Origin of the sequence: Sphingomonas qomolangmaensis (assembly GCF_024496245.1) — a bacterium.
GTDB lineage: Bacteria > Pseudomonadota > Alphaproteobacteria > Sphingomonadales > Sphingomonadaceae > Sphingomonas > Sphingomonas qomolangmaensis.
Genome location: NZ_CP101740.1, coordinates 3197806 through 3213903 on the forward strand (window position 1 = coordinate 3197806; position 16098 = coordinate 3213903).

A 16098-nucleotide genomic window follows, 5' to 3' on the forward strand; every position below is an offset into this window, starting at 1 on the left:
GAGCACCATCGCCATAACCGAAGCACCCGTCAGTGCACCCGCGCGCGCAGTAGCCAAAGTCTTACCCTTCACGAAACCTCCCCGATGTTAGCGCTATCAAATGCCGATGCATTGGTGCGCCGAGCGGCCGAATACCCACGGATTTTAAGGTTTGCCAATAGCGGAAAAAGTCTAGATTCAGTTGGCTGTCATGGTGTTGTAACCTTGCAACAGGCTGCGGAGAGCGATGTGTACGACAGCGGACAGAGGGCTGGTGGGAGGCTCGGTCCCCGGATGGCGATCAACGGCGGCGGCACCGCCGGCGGGATGATCGAGGCGGCGACGAGGCCGCTGCTGTGGGTCGCGGCATGACCAACGGGCCGGTCCGATCGGTGCTGATCGTTGGCGGCGGCACCGCCGGCTGGATGGCCGCGGCGGCGTTGTCGCGCATGATCCCCACCGGGCTTTCGGTGACGCTGGTCGAATCCGACGCGATCGGAACGATCGGCGTGGGCGAGGCGACGATCCCGCCGATCCGCGCGTTCAATGCCGCGCTTGGTATCGACGAAGCCGAGTTCATCGCAGCGACGGCGGGCAGCTTCAAACTGGGGATCGAGTTCGTCGGCTGGGGTGCGACGGGCGAGCGCTACCTGCACCCCTTCGGCGTCTTCGGTTTCGATCAGGAGGGGGTTCGATTCCACCAGCACTGGCTTCGGCGCCGCGCCGCGGGAGTCCGCGAAGACATTGCCGATTATGCGTTGTGCGCGGTCGCCGCGCGCGAAGGCCGGTTCATGCCCCCCGCGTCCGATCCGGCGTCGGTGTTGTCGCAGATGAACCACGCCTATCACTTCGACGCCGGGCTGTACGCCGCGTTCCTGCGCACCCGCGCCGAACGCGCCGGGGTCGTTCGGGTCGAAGGCGAAGTGGTCGAAGTCATCAAGGAAGGCGAGCGCGGGAACGTCAACGCGGTGCGACTGGCCGATAGCCGCATCTTGGCTGCCGATTTGTTCGTCGATTGCTCGGGCTTTCGCGGCGTCCTGATCGAAGGCGCGATGCAGGCGGGCTATGAAGACTGGACCCCCTGGCTGGCGTGCGACCGCGCGGTTGCGGTCCCCTGCGCCACCGGCGGCGATGGGCTGACGCCCTTTACGCGATCGACCGCGCGACCGGCAGGCTGGCAATGGCGGATCCCGCTTCAGCACCGCACCGGCAACGGCTATGTCTATTCGAGCGCCTATCTATCGGATGACGAGGCGACCGCAACCTTGCTCGCCAATCTCGACGGGCCCGCGCTGGCCGAGCCGCGGCTGCTGCGCTTCACCGCGGGGCGGCGGCGGCGGCAGTGGATCGGCAATGTCGTCGCGCTTGGGCTGGCGGGTGGCTTTGCCGAACCGCTCGAATCGACCTCGATCCACATGGTCCAGAGCGGCATCTCGCGATTGCTCGCGCTGTTCCCCGATCGCGAATTTTCGGGGGTCGAGGCGGCGACCTTCAATCGCCAGGCCGATGTTCAATATGATCAGGTCCGCGACTTTCTGGCGCTGCACTATCACCTCACCCATCGCGACGATTCACCCTTCTGGCGCGATGCCGCGGCGCGCGCGATCCCCGATACGCTGGCGGAGAAGATCGCCTTGTGGAAGCGCGCCGGTCGCGTGTTTCGCCGCGACGACGATCTGTTCGCCGAGGATAGCTGGGTTGCGGTGCTGCTCGGGCAGGGGCTGGTGCCCGGCGGATGGGATCGGATGGCCGATCTTACCGATCCCGCGATGGTCGAGCAGCGCTTCGTTCGGCTGCGCGCGCTGTTCGCCGACGCGGCAAGCCGCATGCCGCGCCATGCCGACTATATCGCGCGGGTAGCGCCCGGCCGGCAGCACGCAGCGTGACGCAGCGCATCGTGGTGTTGGGCGGCGGCACCGCCGGCTGGATGGCCGCGGCCACCGCGGCGCGGCTGCTCGGGCCCGCGGGCTGGACGGTGACCCTGATCGAATCGGACGCGATACCCACCGTTGGCGTCGGCGAAGCGACGATCCCGCCGATCCGCACCTTCCACGCGATGCTGGGGATCGACGAGGCCGATTTCCTGGGTGCGACGGGGGGCAGCTGGAAGCTGGGTATCCGGTTCGAAGGCTGGTCGGGGCAGGGCAGTTCGTACCTCCACGCCTTCGGACGTCCCGGCACCGATATCGGCGGGCTGCCCTTCCACGCGCAATGGCTCCGCGCGCGCGCCGCGGGGCAGGCCGAAGCGCTCGAGCGTTATTGGCTCGAGGCGCGTGCGGCGGAGGAAGGACGGTTCGCGCACCCGCTCGACAATGGCGATTCGCCGCTGTCGCGCATTACCTACGCCTATCATTTCGACGCCGGGCACTATACGACGTTCCTGCGCCGGCATGCCGAAGCGATGGGCGCGGCGCGCGTCGAAGGCACCGTCGAGGGCGTCGAGCGCGGCGCTGCCGGGATCGCGGCGCTGGTGCTGGCCGATGGCCGGCGGATCGAGGGCGATCTGTTCCTCGATTGCTCGGGCTTCGCGTCGTTGCTGGTGGGCGAGGCGCTGGGGGTCGGCTGGGTCGATTGGTCGCACTGGTTGCCGTGCGATCGCGCGGTCGCGGTGGCGTCGGCAGCCGATACAGCGCCGCTGCCGCTGACTCGATCGATCGCGCATGCGGCGGGCTGGCAGTGGCGGATCCCGTTGCGGCACCGTACGGGAAACGGGCGCGTGTTTTGCTCGGCCTATCTCAGCGAGGACGAGGCGACCGCCGAATTGCTGGCGTCGCTAGAGACGCCGCCGACCGCCGAGCCGCGGGTGCTGCGCTTCTCGACCGGGCATCGGCAGGCGTTCTGGGCGCAGAATTGCGTCGCCCTGGGGCTTGCGTCGGGGTTCATGGAGCCGCTCGAATCGACGAGCATCCATCTGGTGCAGGCGGGGCTGCAACATCTGCTGCAACATCTGCCTGGGGCAGCGGCGGGGCCGGACGCGGTGGCCGCGACGCGCGCGCGCTACAACCGGGTGATGACCACCGAATTCGAACGGATCCGCGACTTCCTGGTCGCGCATTATTACCTGAACCAACGGCCCGAGCGCTTCTGGCACGATCGCCGCGCGCAAACCCCGCCGCCCGGGCTCGCCGAAAAGCTTGCGCTGTTCGCGGGCGGCGGGCGGCTGTTCCGCGAGGATGACGAGCTCTTCAACGCCTGGAGTTGGCTCGCCTTGCTGACCGGGCAAGGCGCCCCCGCGCTTGGGCATGATCCGGTATGCGATGCCTGGCCGCTGGCGCGCGTCGCCGATCGACTCGCACGGATCGAGGCGGTGGTGACCGCGTCGCTCGATCATATGCCCCCGCATGCCGAGGCATTGGCGCGGCTCGAGCCGCTGCCGACCGACGCCGCGCTTGCGGCATGCTGAGCGCGCGAGCGATGCGCGGGTGCCTATCCGGTGCGTTTGCCGGGGTTGTCCGGCCCCATCGTGCTGTTACCTAGGAAGCCATGATCTCCTCCTTGTCACCGCTTCGGCCCGCCGACGAACGCGCCGCAGTCGATGCCGCAACCTTCGCCACCGACGTCGCACCGCTCGCGCAACCGCTGGTGCTGCGCGATCAAGTAGCCGCATGGCCCGCCGTCGCGGCGGCCAAGGCAGGCGACAACGCGATAGCCGACTATCTGGGGGGGCTTGAGGCCGGTGCCGCGCATCCGCTCGAGGTGCTGGTGTCGCCGCCCGAATTTGGCGGGCGGTTTTTCTATCGCGGCGACAATCTAGAAGGCTTCAACTTCAATCGCGAGCGCGCGCCGCTCAAGCTGTTGCTCAGCGAGCTGCTGCGGCTGGCGGCGCTGCCCGCAGGCGAGGCACACTCGCTCTATGCCAACGCCGCGACCGCGCCCGAGCATCTGCCCGGATGGTCGGCGGGCAATCCGATCGATCTCGACCTTGGCGGCGCGGTGCCGCGGCTGTGGATCGGCAATGCCAGCCGCACCGCGACCCATTATGACGGCTCGACCAACCTTGCGTGCGTCGTGGCGGGGCGGCGGCGGTTCATCCTCTTTCCGCCCGAGCAGGTGGGCAATCTGTATCTTGGCCCGCTCGACCGAACGCTGGCGGGCCCGCCTTCGTCGATGGTCGATCCCACCCGACCCGATCTCGACCGCTACCCGCGCTTCGCCCAGGCGCTCGCCCACGCGGTCGTCGCTGACCTTGGGCCAGGCGATGCGATATTCGTCCCCGCGACCTGGTGGCACCATGTGCAGGCGTTCGATACGCTCAACGTCCTGTGCAATTATTGGTGGGATTTCGACCCCGCCAACTCGGCATTCCATGCGTTGGTCCATGCGATGATGGCGGTGCGCGATCGGCCGCAGTTCGAAAAGGAAGGCTGGCGCGCCTGGTTCGATCACTATGTCTTCAGCCCGTCGGCCGGCACCGCGGGCGATCATCTGCCCGCAAGCGCACGCGGGGTGCTCGCACCGGCGTCGGCCGACCGGACCGAACGCATGCGCCAATATCTGTTGCGTGTGCTGGGCACCAAATAAGCCCGGTTGTGCAGTTAGGTTAAGCAGGAACCCGATCACAGCATTGCGAAGGGCTCGCCAACCGGCCTAACCGACCCGCCGCATCATTCCTGCCAAAGCGTAACCGCCGAATTTCCCTTGCTGCCGAAACCTTCGGTCGCCAGCACTTGATAGTGCATCGTGCCGAGCTGCATCCCCGCCTTGCGCCACGCCGCGACATGGTTGGCGAAGGTGATTGTTCGATCCTTGCCGAACGTCTGGCGCTGGGTCCGCACGCTCCAATATTGGTAGAAGGTCTGGGTGCCGCGGATCGATGGCTGCTCGACTCGCTGGGTGCGGTGGATGGTGTAGATGCCGCCATCGCTACGCACGGTGCCCAGCGGTTTCGCATCGTCGCCGGGCGGGGTGAAATTCGAACCCCAATCCTCGACGATATAATATTCGATCAGCGGATCGGTCGACCACCCGTAAAGCGTCAGATAGCTGTTGGTGCCGGCTTCGAACCGGTTGACCTTGTACCCGATCGTCCGCGTCTGCGATCCCACCCGCCAGCCTTTGCCGGCGACCAGATTTTCCCTGGCACCCAGGCGATAGTCGGTCGTGTAGCGGCCGCGCCGCCCCAGCGTCATGCAGGCATCACCGCTGCTTTTCCAGAAGGTGAAGAAATAGCCGTCGTGCATGCCGGTTTGGTTCGAGCAAAGCTGGCGGGTCGCCGGATCGGGCTGATGCGCGGCCGGAAGAAGGATCGCGACGAGCGCAAGCGCGATTGGTTCGAAATATTTCATCGCCGAGGATATGGAGGCCGACGATTCCAACTTCCACCGAAATTGTAGGTGGCGCGACTGGGTCGTCGAAGCGTTCGCTCGGGCGAAAGTTCGGGGATTAGCGCGCCGCGGCAATCCCGATGTGGCTGGCCTTCGGCATCGGCCGCGCTACGATGCGGTCGGGCGACGCCGCCCGGCCTTCGAGCATCGCGACGCGGCGCCAGGTGCCGATCGCGCCCAACCCTGTTTGCTGACGGAGCATCTATGAGCCTTGACCGCCGGACCTTTTTCGCAGCCACCGCCGGATTCTCGCTGCTGCCCGGCCTCGCCACCGGGCAGGACGCCGCCCGCGAGAAGCGGCTGCGCGAAGATTGGGCATGGTGGGCGCGCTATGCCGACGACAATGCAAGGCTGCGAACCGCCGGAGAACCCGTGGGGGTGGTCTTCATGGGCGATTCGATCACCGAAGGCTGGCGCGACAAGCGTCCCGAATTTTTCCGCGAGGGGCGGGTGGGGCGCGGCATCAGTGGCCAGACGACCTCGCAGATGGTGCTTCGCATGATGCCCGACGTGATCGCGCTGCGTCCGCGCGCGGTGCACATCATGGCGGGTACCAACGATGTCGCCGGCAATACCGGGCCGATGACGCGCGCCCAGACGTACGATAATCTGATGGCGATGGCGCAGCTGGCGAAGGCGAACGGGATCGCGGTGCTGCTGGCGTCGGTTCCCCCCGCCGCCGGCTTCCCCTGGCGGCCGGGCCTTCCAACGATCGAGCCGATCGCCGAGATCAACGCCTGGATACGCGCCTATGCCGCGCGCATCGGCGCGACCCATGTCGATTATGCCGCGGCGCTCGGCGACGGACGGGGTGGCATACGCAAGGGGCTGGCGCTCGACGGCGTCCACCCCGAAGCCGCGGGGTATGCCGCGATGGAGAAGGTGATCGAGCCCATCCTGCTGGGGATGAAGCTGTGACCCTCGGCCGGCGCATGGTGGTGGCGGGTATGGCGGGGCTGGCGGGATCGCTCGCTTTCCCGCGAATCGGCGAAGCCACGCCGGTATCGCGCGGCGTCGTTGCTCGCCACGGCCGGCTGCAGGTGCGCGGCAACCATATCGTCGGCGAACATGGCCGCCCGGTCACGCTGCGCGGCATGTCGCTGTTCTGGAGCCAGTGGCAGGGCCAATATTACAACGCCGACGCCGTTCGCTGGTTGTGCAGCGATTGGAAGATCGACGTTGTCCGCGCGGCGATGGCGGTCGACTCGGGCGGCTATCTGGCCAATCCCGCGGCCGAGCTGGCCAAGGTCGAAGCGGTAATCGACGCCGCCGTCGCCAACGACATCTACGTCATCATCGACTGGCACGCGCACCAGCCCTATCCCGAACAGGCCGCAGCATTCTTCGCGCGGATCGCGGGCAAGTACGGCGCGCTGCCGAACCTGATATACGAGCCGTATAACGAGCCGTTGGTCGAACATGGCTGGGCCGACGTGCTCAAACCCTATCACGCCGCCGTGCTGACCGCGATCCGGCGCGTCGATCAGCGCAATCTGGTGGTCGCCGGCACGCGCAGCTGGTCGCAGGATGTCGACGAGGCGGCCGCCGATCCGCTGGCCGATCCCAACCTTGCCTATACGCTCCATTTCTATGCCGCCACGCATAAGCAGGCGCTGCGGGACAAGGCCGCCGCGGCGATGGCAAAGGGGGCGGCGCTGTTCGTCACCGAATATGGCACGACCCGCGCCGACGGCGATGGCGTGATCGACGCGACCGAAACCGGCGTCTGGTGGGACTTTTTGGAGCAGCACCATATCGGCTACGTCAACTGGTCGGTGGCGGACAAAGCCGAGCTGTCGGCGGCATTGAAACCGGGTGCCGGTCCCCGCGGCAAATGGGGAGAGGCGATGCTGACATCGTCGGGTAAGCTGGTCCGCAAGCGCCTGCGCACGATGGCGTGAACGCGCGGGCCGATGGGGGACCGGGGGGCGTTACCGCAACCGGCTACGCTCGGCCCCGCATCACCACGGCCGAATACCCTCCCAATATGCCGCCGCTATAATCCCCCGTTGCCACCAGCACCGCGCCGTCCACGGTAAATGCCACCGCGCGGTCGGACAGGTTGAACGCACAGCGCAAGGTTGCGCCGCCCGGATGCGTGCGCTCCAGCACCAGCACCGCCTCGTCCGCCGAGACGACGCGCGAGGAACCCGATCGCAGCGCGGGTTCCGCGCGGCGCAGTGCGATCAGCCGCCTGGTCCAGTGCAGCAGCGAATCGCCATCGGCTTCCTGCTGGTCCACCGCCAGCGCGCCGTGATCGGCACCATGGGGCAGCCATGGATCGATCGAACCGAAGCCGCGATCCTTGGCATCGCCTTGCCAGGGCATCGGCGTACGCACGCCGTCGCGCGACAGCGTTATCGGCCAGTTGGCGATCGCTTCGGGATCGACCAGCCGTTCGAAGGGTATCTCCACCTGTCCCAGCCCCAGTTCTTCGCCCTGGTACAGGATCGCATTACCGCGCAGGCTCAGCAGCAGCAGCATCTTCATCCGCGCGAACGCTCGCGCATGCGCGGGGGCCGTCCACCGCGAAACCGCGCGCGGCGCATCGTGATTCTCGAACGCCCAGCTCGGCCAACCATGATCGGGCGTATCGGGCCAAACCGAGAGCGCATCCACCACCAGCGCGGGGGTCAGCGCTTCGGCATAGAGGAAGTTGAAGCCATAGGCGCTGTCGAGCCGCGCCGCGCCTTGCGTGTACAACGCCATTTCCCGCGCCCAGTGATCGCCGCCGACTTCGGCCATCGAGAATGTGGCGCCATAGGATCGCATCTCGGCGGCCAGCCGCTCGATGAAGACGGGAATGTCGGGGTGCGACTGGTTGTGGATCTTGTCCTGGAAATCGAACGAACGCCTGCGCGCGCGGTTGGTCGGCGGTAGCGGCGGATTATCCCTCAGCAAGGGATCGTGCATCGCGAAATTGAGCGCATCGAAGCGAAACCCATCGACGCCGCGCTCGAGCCAGAACCGCGCCGCGCCCAGCATCGCTTCCTGCACCTGCGGATGATGGAGGTTCAGATCGGGCTGCTCGACCAGGAAATTGTGCAGATAATATTGCGTGCGCCGCGCGTCCCATTGCCATGCCGGCCCACCAAACACCGATTGCCAGTTCGATGGCGGCGACCCGTCGGGCTTGGGATCGGCCCAGACATACCAGTCGGCCTTTGCATTGTCTCGGCTGGAGCGGCTTTCGACGAACCAGGGATGCCGGTCCGACGAATGCGAATAGACCTGGTCGATCAGCACTTTCAGCCCGAGCCGATGGGCCTTGGCCATCAGTGTGTCGAAATCGGCGATCGTCCCGAATACCGGGTCTACCCCGCAGAAATCGGCGACGTCATAGCCCGAGTCGCGCATCGGCGAAGTGAAGAAGGGCGACAGCCAGATCGCATCGACACCCAGGCCGGCCACATGGTCGAGCCGCTGGGTGATGCCGGGCAGGTCGCCGACACCGTCGCCATTGGCATCGGCAAAGCTGCGGGGATAGATCTGATAGATCACCGCGCCCTTCCACCAGGGCTCGGCGTCGGCGAGCAGCGATCTTGCCGCAGTGCTCATCGCGACCCCGTTGCCGCGCAGACAATCGTCGAGAACGGCGCGATCGTCACCGCGACCGATCCGGGTGCCGTAGCGGTCGTCGGACAGCCGGTGCCGTACAGCGCACCAAAATCGGTCGAGCGCGCCTCGACCTCGATATTGGCGGCAATCGGCGCGGCGGAGGTGTTGAACGCGATCACCACCTCGGCATCGCTTGCAGGGTCGAAGCGGCTGACGGCAAACAACCCCGGCACGCCTTCGCCCGAAGCATCGTGATACGCACGCGTCACCTGCCGCCCGCGCCTCAGCGCCGGGGTCGCGACGCGAAGCTTCGACAAGGTGGCGATGGTCTGGAACAGCGGATGATCGGTGCGGAAATGATCCTGGCGATGCGTCCGCGCGGTGCCGACCAGCTTCTCTTCCAGATAGGTCGCGGCGCTTGATGCGAACATCGTCTGGCGCGAATCCTGATCATTGCCCTTGCCCGCAAAGCCCTGTTCGTCGCCATAATAGATCGTGGGGACGCCGCGCAGCGTCAGCAGCATCTCGTGCCCCAGCCGCGTCCGCGCGAGCAGTTCGGCGTCGTCGGCTTGCGGATTGGCCCTGGTCACGAACATCGCGAAGCGCCCCTGATCGTGGTTGCCGATGAAGGTCGGCAATTGCAGCGCGGCGGGCTCGCCCCCGGCATACATCGCATCGCCCCAGAATAATTTGGCGAGCGCAGCGGTCGGCTTGCCCTCCGCCACGGTCTGCTGAACCGCCGTCGCAAACGCGAAATCCAGCACGCTCGGCAATTTGTCGACGACGGTGTGACGCTGCAACAAGCCGATTTCCGGCTCGCTCCACGCCGCTTCGCCGAAGATATGGAAATTGGGAATGCCCTTCGCCTTCGCGCGATCCAGCATCGCCGGGGTGAACTTGGTCCAGAATTCGGGGTTCACATGCCGTGCGGTATCGATGCGAAAGCCATCGACGCCGAACCGGTCGATCCAGTCGCCATAAATGTCGATCATGCCCTTCACCACGCGAGGGCTCTCGGTCATCAGATCGTCCAGCCCGACGAAATCGCCCATCGTCGAGCTTTCGTTGGAGAACATTGTGTTGCCGCGGTTATGATAATGGATCGGCTCGTTCAGCCATGCCGGAACCTTGATCGTACGTTCCTGGGGCTTTATTTTCACGGTATACGCGTAATTCGGGTCGGTCAGCCGCGCGAAATTCTGCGTCGTCATCACCCGATCGCCGGCAAAGCCCCGATTGATCGGCTCGCCCTTCGGCCCGCCGCGCGTGGCATAGGGAAAATCGGCACGGCTGCGATAGGCGCAGGTCGCCTTGCCCTCGCATTCGGCGAAATAGAACACATCGGCGGTGTGGTTGGCGATGATGTCCATATACACCTTCATGCCGCGCGCATGCGCAGCCGCCACCAGCGCGGTGAAATCGGTATCGGCCCCCAGATGCGGATCGACCGTCGTGAAATCGGTGATCCAATAGCCGTGATATCCCGCCGATTCCTCGCCCTTGCCGCCCTGCACCGGCTTGTTCTTGAACACCGGTGTCAGCCAGATCGCGGTCATTCCCAGCGACTGGATATAGTCGAGCCGGTCGATCAGCCCCTTGATGTCGCCGCCATGGAAAAAGCCCTTATGCGTCGGGTCGAATCCATGCGCGAGCCGGTCGCCAGCGATGCCGCCGCGATCGTTGCGCCGATCACCATTGGCGAAGCGATCGGGCAGCACGAAATAGATCACTTCGTCCTGCGGCAGCCGCCGGCGCAATTCGGGTTGCCGCGCGACTTGTTGCGCGGCGGCAGGCGGGGCGGCGATGATGGCTATCGCCATCGCGGTGGCTAGCGTGCGGATCATGCATTCACTCCTTGCTGCGCAGGGTTGCCGGCAAGCTGCGCCAGCAGATCGGCATGGGCAGGCATCGCCGCGCCGGTGCGCGCCGCGACGTCGGCCACGCCATCGAGAAAGGCCTTGAGATCGGCGCTCGGCACCGCATCGGCGAGCGGATGCCAGGCATCGGGCATCACTTCCTGGCCGATCAGCACCTGCGTCCAGCCCGGTTCGGCGAACAACTCGCCCTCGCGCCGCGACAGCCGCGCTGACGATCGCCACAGCGCCAGTTTGCGGTCCAGCTCGGGCGGCAATTTCCGCGTCCGCGCCGCGTCCCAGAACGGCTCGCCGATGCGCGCATTTGCGTGGTAATGGAGGACGAGAAAGTCGCGGATGAAATGAAGCTCTAGCCGCGACTCGTTGTTATATTCGGCGCGGTCGGCATCGCTGATCCGGCCGGTCGGCAGAAACGCCAGGATGCGCGCGATCGCGGTTTGAATCAGGTGGATGCTGGTCGATTCGAGCGGCTCCAGAAACCCGCTGGCCAGCCCCACCGCCACGCAATTGCGCACCCAGGCTTGCTCGCGCCGGCCAGCGGTGAATCGCAGCGGACGCGGCTCCGCCAGCGCCTCGCCATCGAGATTCGCGAGCAGCGTCGCCGCCGCCTCGTCGTCCGAAATATGCTTGCTGTCGTACACATACCCGTTGCCGGTGCGATGCTGCAACGGGATGCGCCACTGCCATCCCGCCTTTTGCGCGGTCGCGCGCGTATAGGGTATTGGCACCGCAACCCGCGCCGATGGCACCGCCAGCGCGCGGTCGCAGGGCAGCCAATCGCTCCAGTCCTCATAGCCCGCGCCCAGCGCGCCGCCGATCAGCAGCGCACCAAAGCCCGTGCAGTCGATGAACAGATCCCCCGCGACCCGCCGCTCGCCCTCGATCAACAGCGCCGAAATGTCGCCGCCATCGTCGCGCTCGACCGACAGGATCCGCCCCTCATGCCGGATCACCCCGCGTGCCTCGGCGTAACGCCGCAGGAACGCCGCATACAGCCCGGCATCGAAGTGGAAGGCATAGGGCATTGGCGGCACCGGTCCCCGGGCCTCGAACCGCGCAAACCCGCCGCGCAACGCCGCGACATTGTTGAGCGAATAGTCGTCGAAAGCCGCCGCAAACCCCTCGGATCGCGCGCGCAACCAGTAATGGTGAAAACCCAGCAGCCCCAGCGGGCGCCCCGTGTCGCCAAAGCCGTGCAGATAGGAATGCCCGGGCCGCACCCAGTCGCGAAATTCGATCCCAAGCTTGATCGTTCCCTGCGTGGCGCGCAGAAACGCGTCCTCGTCGATGCCCAAATGCTTGTTGAACAACGATATTTGCGGGATCGTCGCTTCCCCGACACCCACCGTGCCGATCGCCTCGGATTCGACGAGCACGATCCGCCAGCCCGGCGCCAGGAAGCGCGCGAACGCCGCCGCTGCCATCCATCCCGCGGTGCCGCCCCCCGCGATTACGATGGTCCGGTCGTCGCGCATATATGCGTCCCCATTTGCGAGCCCGCGCCTCGCTCCCTGGCGTTCCCAGGAAGCGAGGCGAGGGGCCCGTTACCTCAGAACCGCACCGTCGCACCCGCCAGGAACCGACGGCCATATTGTTGAAAATCAACAATTGCCCGCTCGTCGCGCGGATCGACCGTGACGAAGGGTTCGTCGGTCAGGTTCTGGCCCTGCACGAACACCGACACGCCCTCGAGCGCCGATCCCGCCTGGAAGTCATAGCCGATCTGCGCATCGATGATCGTTTCATCAAGCGCACGACGGCGCACGCGATTGGCGCCAAAGCCCGACAATTCGCCGATAAAGGTCGAGCGATAGCGCACCGAGCCCCGCGCGTTGAAGCCCCACTTCTCGAAAAAGGCGGTGCCGTTCGCGACCCAGCGCGAATAGCCCGGAATGTCCTCCGAAGGCGCACCCGGCGTCGGCTGGATCTGCGTTTCGGTATAGCTCAGGCCGCCGGTAACGCCGAACCCGTCAAGCGCCCCGGACAGCTCGCCAAAGGGCAGCGTTCCTGCAAGCTCGACCCCATAGATATTGCCGCCCTCGCCGTTGATCGGCTGGTTCAGCAGGCCGATATTGGTGGCGGGCTGCACCCCGATGGGCTTGGGATAGGAGGTGAAGTCGAACTCTTGTTCCAGATTGTACACGAAGCTTTGCAGGTCCTTGTAAAAGCCCTGCAACGCGATGTAGCCGCGCGTCCCGAAATATTTCTCGATCGTGGCGTCATAGGAATTCGAACGGATCGGTCGCAACTGCGGATTGCCGCCGCTGCCCTGATAGATGCCGCCGGGGACACCGGTGTTGATCCCGTAGTTGATCGCAACGCGCATGTCGTCGAGCCGCGCGCGCTGCATCTGGCGCGCCGCCGCAACGCGGAACACCCAGTCGCTGGGCAGCCGCAACGACAGGTTCACGCTCGGCAGCACATCGATATAGTCGTCGCCCGCCACCGTCGGCTGGAGCGCGCCGCCCGCCGCGACGAGCCCCGACGATTTCTGCACCGTCGAGACGAACTGCACGCCGAAATTGCCCGTCAGCACCGCGGTGCCGATCTCCTGATCGACATTGGCCTGCAGATACGCTGCCATGACGTCTTCGTTGATCTGGAACGCCTTGGCAGGCACGTCGAGGCTGGTATTCCGGATGAGGTCGTAAACGCCGCCCTCCAGTAGCTCGGCGGGGTTGTAGCTGAGCATCGGCCCCAGCCCCAGATAGCTGATATTGGTCGATCCCAGCAGATATTCACTCGGGATCTGCTGCTGGAACGCGCCGCCTGTCAGCACCAGCAATGATTCATCGGGCGTCAGCGCCTTTTCACGCCGCGTATAGTTCAGGCCGAACTGGATCGACCGCAGGAAGCCCTCCAGCTCTTTCTCGACCTCGCCGCGATATTGCTGGATTTCGTCGCGAACCTGGCGGTCGTTGAAATATCCAGCCTGGACATTCGCTCCGCCCCAGCCGCGCGGATCGGTCAGCAGGATCAGATTGGGGTCCGAATAATTCAGCGTCGGGCTGAACACCGTGCCGCTGGTACCGCTTTGGAAACCGATCGTATCGGACGCCCCGGTATCGAGACCATAGCCGGTCCCGGCGTAGCTTTCGATGATCGTCTCGCTGCGATCGGTCTTCGAATAGCTGATGTCGACGAAGAGGTTCCAGCCGTCATCGCCTTCGTATTTCTGGTTGAGACCGAAGGAGTAGAGCTTGGCCTTGCGCTCGAAGGAATCGTTGCGGACCACGCCTTCGACATTGGTGAAGGTGCCGCCCGTCACGAAGTTGTTGTCGACCACCGGGTTCAGCAACTGCGGTCGGGTCGCTTGCGGTCCATCGCCGTCGAACGCCAGCGGCAGCTCGATACCCCGCTTGATTTGCGGATCGTCGAAATCCGAGAAGAATCCGTCGAGCGTGATCGTATAGTTCGGCGCAGGCTGCCACTGCAGCGTCCCCTGCAACCCCAGCCGCTTCAAGTTGGTCGACGTGACATAGCTCTTCGATCCGCCGATCACGCTGCGCAGGTCGACCGTGCCCGAAAGGCCCTGGCCGATCAGGTTCGATTGTGCGGTCTTGTAGACCAGCACCTGGTTGACGACCTCGGACGGATATTGGTCATATTCGACCGCGCGATTATCGCCGGTGGACGTCTGCTCGCGACCATTGAGCAGCGTCGTCGAGAAATCGGGCGCGAAACCGCGGATCGATATTGCGTTCGAGCGGCCCGACACACGTTGCGACGTCAGGCCCGGGAGGCGCGCGATCGATTCCGCGATCGACGCGTCGGGCAGGCGACCGATATCCTCCGCCGAAATCGATTCGACGACCAGATCGCGTTCTTTCTTCGCGGCAACGGCGTTCTCGAGGCTCTGGCGAAACCCCGTTACGACGATCTCTTCGGCTTCGGCATCGGCGGGCGGCGTTTCCTGCACATCCTGCGCGATCGCCGGCGTGGCAAACGCGATCATGGAAAGCGCTATGGCGGTAGTGCTGACGCCCGACAAAGGCGCGCGGTAGATCGATGATTTCATTCCGTCTCTCCCCTATCTGTGACCCACTTGTTCCCGCGGGTTGTTCTATTGTTCGTTGCGCCGCCTTTTTGACGAACGCGGCACGTAAGGGTGGGGATAGGTCGAGTTGCGGGATGTCGAACAGATGGCATACGTATGTCATCGTGCGATCGACGTAACGGGCCGATGCGCGCCGACCTCCGGCCAATGCGCGCAGCATCGCTTTACGCACGCGCGCCGATCGCTTAGCTTGCAGGGCCAAAGGCTATGCAGGCCGAACATCCGGGAGAGGAACAGCTTGGTGGCCCGATCGGCGTCACAGCGCCCCACGTCGTTCGACATCGCCTATCGCGCAGGCGTGTCGCAACCGACGGTATCGCGTGCGCTGCGTGGCAGCCCGTCGGTCAGCGCCGCTACCCGCGCTCGGATCGAAGCAATTGCTCGGGAGCTGAATTATGCGGTCGACAAGAACGCATCGAACCTGCGCAGCCAGCAATCCCACACGATCGCGCTGTTGTTTTTCGAGGATGTGACCGCCGACAGTTCGCTGATCAACCCGTTCTTCCTGTCGATGCTGGGCGCCATCACCCGCGGCGCGGGGAAAGCGGGCTATGATCTCCTCATTTCATTTCAGCATCACGCCGGCGACTGTCCGAAAAGCTATGAGGACAGTCGCAAGGCCGATGGCATCATCCTGCTGGGCTATGGTGATTACCAACAATATCGGCCCCGGCTCGAACAACTTTACGCGCAAGGGACGCATTTCGTGCGCTGGGGATCGCCCGAGCACGGCGATCGCGGCACGACGATCGGGTGCGACAATCGCGCGGGCGGGCGCGTGGCGACCGAGCATCTGTTGCACCAAGGGCGTCGGCGGATCGGGTTTCTCGGCGCATGCGACAACCATTCTCCCGAATTTCGCGAACGCTGGCTGGGCTATTGCGATGCACATCATGCCGCCGGGATCGAACCGGATCCGGCGTTGCAGGTCGATGCGATAACCTTGGAAGCGGCGGGGCATCGCGCGGTCCACACGTTGACCGCGCGCGGCGGTGCATTTGACGCGATCTTCGCCGCCAGCGACCTGATCGCGATCGGCGCGATGCACGCGCTGCAGGAAAGCGGGAAGCGGATACCGAACGACATCGCGGTCGTAGGCTATGACGATATTCCCGCCGCGCATCAGGCAAGCCCGCCCCTGACGACGGTGCAGCAGGATGCGCAACTCGCCGGCGATGCGCTGGTGAATGCGCTGCTCGCACGGCTCGAACAGCGCGAGCCGGTTAGCTGCTTGTTGCCCGTATCGCTCAAAGTCCGGGCCAGCAGTGTCGCGCATACGACTGTATAAGGGTCTGTATCTCCTCCC

The 16098-nt window shown here is 65.3% G+C and carries 13 protein-coding genes; 7 read left to right on the forward strand and 6 right to left on the reverse strand.

Features of this window, described 5'->3' with window-relative positions; genetic code table 11:
* Window positions 1–204: 204 nt before the first annotated feature.
* The 4 genes from NMP03_RS15115 (at window position 205) to NMP03_RS15130 (ending at window position 4500) form a co-directional block, all read left to right on the forward strand.
* Window positions 205–351, forward strand: coding sequence for a hypothetical protein (locus NMP03_RS15115; RefSeq protein ID WP_256506311.1), 147 nt, complete (start codon window positions 205–207; stop codon window positions 349–351).
* Complete coding sequence (locus tag NMP03_RS15120) at window positions 348–1865, forward strand: tryptophan halogenase family protein (protein ID WP_256506312.1); 1518 nt, start codon at window positions 348–350, stop codon at window positions 1863–1865. The genes NMP03_RS15115 and NMP03_RS15120 overlap by 4 nt, the downstream gene beginning before the upstream one ends.
* Window positions 1862–3382, forward strand: coding sequence for a tryptophan halogenase family protein (locus tag NMP03_RS15125; protein WP_256506313.1), 1521 nt, complete (start codon window positions 1862–1864; stop codon window positions 3380–3382). Before NMP03_RS15120 ends, NMP03_RS15125 begins: the two co-directional genes overlap by 4 nt.
* An 80-nt stretch (window positions 3383–3462) precedes the next feature.
* Complete coding sequence (locus NMP03_RS15130) at window positions 3463–4500, forward strand: cupin-like domain-containing protein (protein WP_256506314.1); 1038 nt, start codon at window positions 3463–3465, stop codon at window positions 4498–4500.
* A gap of 83 nt (window positions 4501–4583) precedes the next feature.
* On the opposite strand, the gene NMP03_RS15135 is transcribed toward NMP03_RS15130, so the two are convergent.
* Entirely contained in the window at window positions 4584–5264 is a 681-nt protein-coding gene (locus NMP03_RS15135; protein ID WP_256506315.1) for a glycoside hydrolase family 11 protein, read from the reverse strand.
* 97 nt (window positions 5265–5361) lie between these two features.
* Window positions 5362–5505 (reverse strand): hypothetical protein, encoded by a 144-nt coding sequence (locus tag NMP03_RS15140; RefSeq protein ID WP_256506316.1) that lies wholly within the window; start codon window positions 5503–5505, stop codon window positions 5362–5364.
* A gap of 2 nt (window positions 5506–5507) precedes the next feature.
* Here NMP03_RS15140 and NMP03_RS15145 point away from each other — a divergent pair, with 2 nt between their 5' ends.
* Both NMP03_RS15145 and NMP03_RS15150 read left to right on the forward strand, forming a co-directional pair.
* The gene (locus tag NMP03_RS15145) at window positions 5508–6221 is read left to right on the forward strand and encodes a GDSL-type esterase/lipase family protein (RefSeq protein ID WP_256506317.1); all 714 of its coding nucleotides are present in this window, start codon (window positions 5508–5510) and stop codon (window positions 6219–6221) included.
* Complete coding sequence (locus tag NMP03_RS15150) at window positions 6218–7204, forward strand: glycoside hydrolase family 5 protein (protein ID WP_256506318.1); 987 nt, start codon at window positions 6218–6220, stop codon at window positions 7202–7204. The genes NMP03_RS15145 and NMP03_RS15150 overlap by 4 nt, the downstream gene beginning before the upstream one ends.
* 43 nt (window positions 7205–7247) lie before the next feature.
* Here NMP03_RS15150 and NMP03_RS15155 read toward each other — a convergent pair whose 3' ends face one another.
* From NMP03_RS15155 to NMP03_RS15170, 4 genes are all read right to left on the reverse strand, one after another.
* On the reverse strand, window positions 7248–8861 hold the full coding sequence (locus NMP03_RS15155) for an alpha-amylase family glycosyl hydrolase (protein ID WP_256506319.1): 1614 nt from the start codon (window positions 8859–8861) through the stop codon (window positions 7248–7250).
* Window positions 8858–10705 (reverse strand): alpha-amylase family glycosyl hydrolase, encoded by a 1848-nt coding sequence (locus tag NMP03_RS15160; protein ID WP_256506320.1) that lies wholly within the window; start codon window positions 10703–10705, stop codon window positions 8858–8860. The genes NMP03_RS15155 and NMP03_RS15160 overlap by 4 nt, the downstream gene beginning before the upstream one ends.
* The gene (locus tag NMP03_RS15165) at window positions 10702–12210 is read right to left on the reverse strand and encodes a tryptophan halogenase family protein (RefSeq protein WP_256506321.1); all 1509 of its coding nucleotides are present in this window, start codon (window positions 12208–12210) and stop codon (window positions 10702–10704) included. The genes NMP03_RS15160 and NMP03_RS15165 overlap by 4 nt, the downstream gene beginning before the upstream one ends.
* Before the next feature lie 74 nt (window positions 12211–12284).
* Window positions 12285–14690 (reverse strand): TonB-dependent receptor, encoded by a 2406-nt coding sequence (locus NMP03_RS15170; RefSeq protein ID WP_256506322.1) that lies wholly within the window; start codon window positions 14688–14690, stop codon window positions 12285–12287.
* A gap of 343 nt (window positions 14691–15033) precedes the next feature.
* Here NMP03_RS15170 and NMP03_RS15175 point away from each other — a divergent pair, with 343 nt between their 5' ends.
* Window positions 15034–16080, forward strand: coding sequence for a LacI family DNA-binding transcriptional regulator (locus NMP03_RS15175; protein ID WP_256506323.1), 1047 nt, complete (start codon window positions 15034–15036; stop codon window positions 16078–16080).
* The last annotated feature ends 18 nt before the right edge of the window (window positions 16081–16098 follow it).